Here is a 3,529-nt window from a genome sequence, read left to right as displayed (position 1 = left end):
GGCGGTTCGGGCACGCGTCTTTACCCGATCACCAAGGGGGTTAGCAAACAATTGCTACCGGTCTACGACAAGCCGATGGTCTATTATCCGCTGTCGGTTTTAATGCTTGCGGGTATTCGCGAGATATTATTGATTTCGACACCTCAGGACCTTCCGGGCTTCCGTCGTCTGCTGGGCGACGGTTCGGATTATGGAATCCGCCTGGAGTACGCGGAACAGCCGTCCCCGGACGGTCTGGCTCAGGCATTTTTGATCGGAGCGGAATTCATCGGCGATGACTCGGTGTGCCTTGTTCTGGGGGACAACATTTTCCACGGAGCGGGCTTCTCGGGCATGCTTCGGGAGGCGGTCCGCACGGCCGAGGAGGATGGCAACGCTACGGTGTTCGGCTACTGGGTGGATGACCCGGAGCGTTATGGAGTTGCAGAATTCGACAAATCGGGGAATTGCCTTTCGATCGAAGAGAAGCCGCAGCATCCGAAATCGAACTACGCGGTGGTGGGCCTCTATTTCTATCCGAACAGGGTGGTCGCAACGGCTAAAACGATCGAGCCTTCGTCCCGCGGGGAGTTGGAGATCACGACGGTTAACCAGCGTTTTCTTTCGGCCGGCAAGTTAAAGGTGCAGACCTTGGGGCGGGGCTTCGCGTGGTTGGATACGGGAACGCACGACTCGCTGAGCGAGGCTTCGACGTTCATCGAGGTTATCGAGAAACGTCAGGGACTAAAGATCGCCTGTCTGGAGGGCATTGCCTACCGGCAGGGCTGGATCGACACGGATAAACTGCGCGAAGTGGCGGCTCCGCTGTTGAAGAACCAGTACGGGCAGTACTTGCTGAAAGTTATCGGGGAGCTGGAACGTACGGGCGAATCGAATCTTTGATTACAACTCAGGACCATGAATATAATACGGACATCTATCGAAGGCGTGGTTATCGTCGAGCCGCGCCTTTTCCGGGATGCGCGGGGTTACTTTTTCGAGAGTTTCTCGCAGCGGGATTTCAGCGACAAGGTTCGTGCGGCGGATTTCGTTCAGGACAACGAGTCGCGCTCGACCTGCGGGGTGCTGCGGGGCCTTCATTTCCAGCGTCCTCCTCATGCCCAGTCGAAGTTGGTGCGGTGCGTGCGCGGTGCGGTTCTGGACGTTGCGGTGGACATCCGCCGGGGGAGCCCGACGTACGGGCAGCACGTTGCTGTGGAACTTACGGAGGAGAATCACCTCCAACTGTTCATTCCGCGGGGTTTTGCCCACGGTTTCGCCGTGTTGAGCGAAGAGGCCGTTTTCCAGTACAAGTGCGACAACTACTATGCTCCGGAGGCGGACGGCGGCATCTCGATACGGGATGCGTCGCTGGGTATCGACTGGCGGATTCCGGCGGAGGAAGCCATCCTGAGCGAGAAAGATACACGACATCCGCTTCTGCGGGATTTCATCTCGCCGTTCGATTACAACGAAGACCTTTACAAGTTATGAATATCTTGGTTACGGGCTCCGAGGGACAGTTGGGGCGGGCGCTCCGGCGGGCCTCAGCCGCCTCGTCGGACCGTTACTTTTTTACGGACGTTGCGGGGGACGATACCCTGCGGCTCGACATCACGGACGCGGAGGCGGTGGAGGGCTTCATCCGTGAACACGGGATCGGCGTCGTGGTGAACTGCGCAGCCTATACGAATGTGGACCGTGCCGAGGACGACGCGGCACGTGCGGAGTTGCTGAACGCTACGGCGGTTGGATACCTTGCGAATGCGATGCAAAAGAGCGGCGGGGTGCTGATACACATTTCGACGGACTATGTTTTCGGCGGCGATCCCTACAACACGCCGTGCCGCGAGGAGCAGAAGGGTACGCCCACGGGCGTTTACGGAGTGACGAAGCTTCAGGGTGAGGAGGCGGTACGCGCATCGGGCTGTCGCCACCTGATCTTTCGCACGGCGTGGCTCTATTCGGAGGACGGTGCGAATTTCGTGAAGACGATGCTGCGCCTGACGGAAGAAAAAGAGGAGCTGAAAGTGGTTTTCGACCAGGCGGGCACTCCGACCTATGCCGGGGACCTCGCCGGAGCGATCTTCGGAATCGTGGAGCGTCGTCTGTTCGAAGGACGCGAGGGTACCTACCACTATTCGAACGAGGGCGTGTGCTCGTGGTACGACTTCACGAAGGCGATTGCCGAATATGCGGGCCATCGTCGGTGCGATATTCAGCCGTGCCACAGCGACGAGTTTCCGTCGAAAGTGAAGCGGCCCTCCTACTCGGTTCTGGACAAGACGAAGTTCAGGACGACCTTCGGCCTTGAGATTCCCTATTGGCGGGACTCGCTCGAAAAGTGCATTGCAAATATCGTAAAGAAGAGATAAGTGATGGATTTCAAACGCAATCTTCTCATCACGGGCGGTGCGGGCTTTATCGGGAGCCACGTAGTGCGCCTTTTCGTGAAGAAATATCCGGATTACCGGATCGTCAATGCCGACAAACTGACCTATGCGGGCAACCTTGCGAATCTCCGGGACGTGGAGCAGGCCCCGAACTATGTCTTTGTCAGGGCGGATATCTGCGACTACGATTGCATGTCGGCGCTGATGCGGGAGTATGAGGTGGACGGAGTGATCCATCTTGCCGCGGAGAGCCATGTGGACCGCTCGATCAAAGACCCGTTCACGTTTGCGAAGACCAACGTACTGGGCACGCTCTCGCTGCTGGAAGCTGCGCGGGCGTACTGGGAATCCCGCGAGGAAAGATATGACGGCAAACTCTTCTACCACATCTCGACGGACGAGGTGTACGGGGCCCTGTCGCTGACCTGCCCCGAGGGTCGCCGGGATGCGGTATCGGCGCACGAGGTCTACGGGGACGAATTTTTCACGGAAGACACGAAGTACGATCCGCATTCGCCGTACAGCGCCTCGAAAGCGTCGTCGGACCACTTCGTGCGGGCCTACCACGATACGTACGGCATGCCGACGCTGGTGACCAACTGTTCGAACAACTATGGTCCTTACCAATTTCCGGAGAAGTTGATCCCGTTGTTCATCAATAATATCCGCCACCGCAAGCCGCTTCCGGTATACGGCAGGGGCGAGAACGTGCGCGACTGGCTCTATGTCGAGGACCATGCGCGGGCGATCGACACGATTTTCCACAAAGGAAAGGTTTCGGAAACGTATAACATCGGGGGCTTCAACGAGTGGAAGAACATCGACATCGTGCGGGTAATCATCCGGACGGTGGACAGGTTGCTGGGGAATCCCGAGGGCTTTTCGGACGAACTGATCACTTATGTCACCGATCGCAAGGGTCACGACCTGCGCTATGCGATCGACTCGCGCAAGTTGAAGCGGGAGTTGGGTTGGGAGCCCAGTTTACAGTTCGAGGAGGGCATCGAGCGGACGGTGAGGTGGTATCTGGACAATCAGGCGTGGCTGGACAACATCACCTCCGGAGAGTATGAGAATTATTACGCGAATATGTACGGAAGCCGGTCGTAGGGCATTCGGGACTTTCATTTGATTCGTTGATTATCAATGGCTGCGGA

At 57.7% G+C, this 3,529-nt stretch carries 4 protein-coding genes; all 4 read left to right on the top strand.

Annotation, left to right across the window (positions count from 1 at the left end; genetic code table 11):
• Nucleotides 1-882, top strand: an 882-nt coding sequence (rfbA, locus tag BLU78_RS13805; RefSeq protein WP_074712155.1) for a glucose-1-phosphate thymidylyltransferase RfbA, incomplete at its 5' end; no start/stop codon positions are given.
• Nucleotides 883-897: 15 nt separating this feature from the next.
• Nucleotides 898-1,473, top strand: coding sequence for a dTDP-4-dehydrorhamnose 3,5-epimerase (gene rfbC, locus BLU78_RS13800; protein WP_026020886.1), 576 nt, complete (start codon nt 898-900; stop codon nt 1,471-1,473).
• Nucleotides 1,470-2,354, top strand: a complete 885-nt coding sequence (rfbD, locus tag BLU78_RS13795) for a dTDP-4-dehydrorhamnose reductase (RefSeq protein WP_010266957.1) — start codon at nt 1,470-1,472, stop codon at nt 2,352-2,354. Before rfbC ends, rfbD begins: the two co-directional genes overlap by 4 nt.
• Nucleotides 2,355-2,357: 3 nt before the next feature.
• Complete coding sequence (locus BLU78_RS13790; RefSeq protein WP_010266954.1) at nt 2,358-3,482, top strand: dTDP-glucose 4,6-dehydratase; 1,125 nt, start codon at nt 2,358-2,360, stop codon at nt 3,480-3,482.
• The last annotated feature ends 47 nt before the right edge of the window (nt 3,483-3,529 follow it).

The sequence above is a fragment of the Alistipes timonensis JC136 genome (genome assembly GCF_900107675.1).
GTDB classification, from domain to species: domain Bacteria; phylum Bacteroidota; class Bacteroidia; order Bacteroidales; family Rikenellaceae; genus Alistipes; species Alistipes timonensis.
Note: the sequence above shows the minus strand (reverse complement) of the source record. Positions and strands in the feature narration are given on the sequence as shown.

Coding starts and splice junctions, on each gene's coding strand:
- rfbC (WP_026020886.1), top strand. CDS start 898: ATGAATATAATACGGACATCTATCGAAGGCGTGGTTATCGTCGAGCCG.
- BLU78_RS13790 (WP_010266954.1), top strand. CDS start 2,358: ATGGATTTCAAACGCAATCTTCTCATCACGGGCGGTGCGGGCTTTATC.
- rfbD (WP_010266957.1), top strand. CDS start 1,470: ATGAATATCTTGGTTACGGGCTCCGAGGGACAGTTGGGGCGGGCGCTC.